Annotated in this window: 3 protein-coding genes; all 3 read right to left on the reverse strand. The window is 66.0% G+C overall.

Annotated features, from left to right (window positions below; all coding sequences use genetic code 11):
- Nucleotides 1–31: 31 nt before the first annotated feature.
- From BG35_RS0107715 to leuS, 3 genes are read right to left on the reverse strand one after another with little or no spacing between them, the layout of a single operon-like run.
- A complete protein-coding gene (locus tag BG35_RS0107715; RefSeq protein ID WP_025782369.1) occupies nucleotides 32–358 on the reverse strand; it encodes a translation initiation factor in 327 nt (108 codons plus the stop codon).
- A gap of 11 nt (nucleotides 359–369) precedes the next feature.
- The gene (locus BG35_RS10940; RefSeq protein WP_025782370.1) at nucleotides 370–699 is read right to left on the reverse strand and encodes a hypothetical protein; all 330 of its coding nucleotides are present in this window, start codon (nucleotides 697–699) and stop codon (nucleotides 370–372) included.
- 48 nt (nucleotides 700–747) lie between these two features.
- Nucleotides 748–3,396 carry a leucine--tRNA ligase gene (gene leuS, locus BG35_RS0107725; RefSeq protein ID WP_080688095.1) on the reverse strand — a complete coding sequence of 883 codons (2,649 nt, stop codon included), beginning with the start codon at nucleotides 3,394–3,396 and terminating at the stop codon, nucleotides 748–750.
- Nucleotides 3,397–3,584: the final 188 nt, after the last annotated feature.

Here is a 3,584-nt window from a genome sequence, read left to right on the forward strand (position 1 = left end):
AGCCGCCCTACTGCTGACAGTGGGGTGTGCTTCAGCCCCCGGAACGCTTGGCCGGATACCCCCGCCTGGCCAGTTGCTCCAGCACCGCAGCGACCCGGTCGCCTTGCAGGACAATGGCGTCCCCCTGCACGGTTCCCCCTGTGCCTGTGGCCGTTTTCAAGGCTTTGGCCAGGGCGTGGAATTGATCGGGGGGCAACTCCAACCCTGTGATGATGGTGACGGTCTTCCCGCCGCGCCCCCGGCTGCTGCGCTGCACCCTGACCTGTTGCCGCCCCGGCGGCCGGGACGCAGGAGAACTGTGCTGGAGTGGAGGCGTCCGATCCGGCGTGAATTCCTGCCACCCCCCCTTGCGGGCCATGGGTTTGCCTCCTAGTCGTCCAGAGTTTCAGCTTGTACGTCAATGGGATGGTTCCCACCCCCATTGTCTTGATTGGTTCCCGCAAAACTGTAGCCACAGGCGGGGCAGGTGGTGGCGTTCATGGTGGCAGCGCCACAGCTTGGGCACTGCTTGACCTGCGCCTGCAGGCGCCGCCACCACAGCCAGCCGGCCACACCCGCCACACCGGCCAGCAGCACCGGCGCCAGGAGCAGGAGGGACAACCCTCGCACCAGGCCGAAGACCAGACGCAGGGTGGGACCCGGCAGCAGGATAAGAGCAGCCAGGGCGCCAATGAGAAGCCAGGGTGGTCGGCGTTGCATGGGGAAGGCGTGGTGACGGATAACCCAGTTTGATCCTGGGGAGCTTCCCTACGGCACCAGGTTCACCAACCGCCCCGGCACCACGATCACCCGCCGCGGGGTGGTCCCTTTCAGCCAGCGCCGGGCAATTTCACTGCCCCGGGCCAAGCGCTCCAGTTCCTCCCGGGAAGCGGCGCTGGGGGCCGTCATGGTGCCCCGGGTTTTGCCCCGGATCTGGATCACCACCTCCCGCAACTCCTGTCGGAGAGCCTCCGGATCCAGTTGGGGCCAGCTTTGGCTGTGAACACTGCCCCCACCGTCCAGTTGTCGCCACAGCTCTTCGGCCAAGTGGGGAGCAAAGGGGGCCAGCAGCCGCAACAGGGCGTCCACGGCCTCCACTTGCACACCGTCCGAGGCCTTGGCCAGATTGCCCAATCCGTTGGTCAGCTTCATGAGTTCGGACACGGCCGTGTTGAACTGATAGGCCCCGTCCAGATCCTCGTCAATGGCTTGAATGGCGGTGTGGACCTGGCGGCGAATCTGGTGGTCAATGGCGGCGGGCGCCGTTGTGACGGTGGGCTGGGGGCCGTCGAGCCGTCCTCCCCGCTGCCGGAAAGCCGCCGCCAGGCGCCAGAGCCGCTGCAAAAACCGAAACTGTCCCTCCACGTCCGCATCGCTCCATTCCAGATCCTTCTCCGGCGGCGCCTTGAAGAGGATGAACATCCGGGCCGTGTCGGCCCCGTATCGGGCAATCACCGAGGCCGGGTCCACCCCGTTGAGCTTGGACTTGGACATCTTCTCGAAGAAGGCCTCCAGGGGTTCGCCGTCTTCAGGATCCAAAGGTTGCTCGGGATCCTGCACCCGCGCCGGGGCCACGTATTTGCCCGTGCGCGGATTGCGATAGGTGACGGCCTGCACCATGCCCTGGGTGAGCAGCCGCTGAAACGGCTCACGGAATCCCAGCAGACCCCGGTCCGCCAAGGCCTTGGTGAAAAATCGCGAGTAGAGCAGGTGCAGGATGGCGTGTTCCACCCCCCCCACGTATTGATCCACGGGCAGCCACCTGTCCACCTTGTCCCGCTCAAAAGCCTTCTTGGCATTGGCAGCGTCCGCATAGCGCAGGAAATACCAACTGGAGCACATGAACGTGTCCATGGTGTCGGTTTCCCGGTGGGCGGGTCCTCCGCAGACGGGGCATTTCACCTCCAACCATGCCTTGGCCTTGGCCAGGGGATTGCCCCCCTTGCCGGCAAGGGGTAGATCCCGGGGCAACTCCACCGGCAACTGGTCCTGGGGGACGGGCACAGCGCCACACTTGGGACAGTGGATGATGGGGATGGGGCAGCCCCAGTAGCGCTGACGCGACACCAGCCAATCCCGCAGACGATAGACGACTTTCTCCTCCCCAAGCCGCCGGTCCGCCAGCGCCGCGGTGATGCGGGCCTTGGCGGACCGGCTGGGCAGCCCGTCGAACTCCCCGGAATGGACCAGGACGCCCTCGTCACAAAACGCCTCCTGCAGGTCTTCCCCCCCTGGGGGATCCTGGCCGTCGGGGGTGATCACCACCTTGACGGGCAGGCCATGGCGCCGGGCGAAGTCAAAATCACGGCCGTCATGGGCGGGAACCCCCATCACGGCGCCGGCGCCGTAGTCCAGCAGCACGTAGTCCGCAATCCAGACGGGAACGGACTCGCCACTAAGGGGGTGGCGTGCGTGGGCGCCGAGGGGAACACCCCGCTTGGGACGATCATCCGCCGTGCGCTCTACGGCGCTGGTGCGCCCCATCTCCTCACGGAACGCCGCTACCGCGGCCTGCTGCTCCGGTTGGGTAAGGCTGTCCACAAGGGGATGCTCCGGAGCCAGCACCATATAGGTGACGCCAAACAGGGTATCCGGCCGGGTGGTGAACACCTCCACCGCCGCTGTGCCCTGGCCCTGGCCGGGGTGGACGAGGGGGAACAACACCTGGGTTCCGGTGGAGCGGCCGATCCAGTTGGCCTGCATGGTGCGCACCCGCTCCGGCCAACCGTCCAACAGCTTCAGATCCTCCAGCAGGTCCTGGGCATAGTGGGTAATGCCAAGAAACCACTGACACAGCAGGCGACGCTCCACCAGGGCGCCGGATCGCCAGGAGCGCCCCTGGCTGTCCACCTGCTCGTTGGCCAGAACAGTCTGGTCCACCGGGTCCCAGTTGACGGCGGCTTCCTTCTGATAGGCCAGCCCCGCCGCGAAGAGTTCCAGGAAAATCCATTGGGTCCAGCGGTAATAATCCGGCTGGCAGGTGGTCACTTCCCGCTCCCAGTCAAGGGACAACCCCAGGGCGTCAAGCTGGCGCCGCATCTGGGCAATGTTCTGCTCCGTCCAGCGCCCTGGCTCCACGGAGCGCTCAATGGCGGCGTTTTCCGCCGGCAGGCCAAAAGCGTCCCAACCCATGGGGTGGAGCACCGCCTTGCCCTTCATCCGCTGCACTCGGGCCACCACGTCGGTAATGACGTAGTTGCGCACATGCCCCATGTGCAGGCTCCCCGAGGGATAGGGGAACATGGAGAGGGCGTAGAAGGCGTCCTGTCCGGGTCGGGGCTCCGGCGTGCGGTATTGCCCACAGGCCCGCCAGCGCTCCTGCCAATGGGCCTCGATCCGGGTGGGAGCATAGGGCTCCTGCAACGACTGGGCCGGACCATGGTCCGGCAAGGAAACCTTCGAGTCAGGGAAGGGCATCGCAAGCTACAGCGCCAGCATTGACTGTCATGGTCCCACAGGGTGGGCGCCGGGGGGCAAGCGGCAATCCGCCGCCCATGGCCTGGGGCGGGAGCAGGTCAGGAAGTCCTGGCAGTCGCCCTGGTCTCCACCAGGCGATCCACTTTCTCCCCCAGCGCTTTCATATCGGCCCGCATTTCCCGCATTTC

The sequence above is a fragment of the Candidatus Synechococcus spongiarum SH4 genome (genome assembly GCF_000586015.1).
GTDB classification, from domain to species: domain Bacteria; phylum Cyanobacteriota; class Cyanobacteriia; order PCC-6307; family Cyanobiaceae; genus Synechococcus_B; species Synechococcus_B spongiarum_F.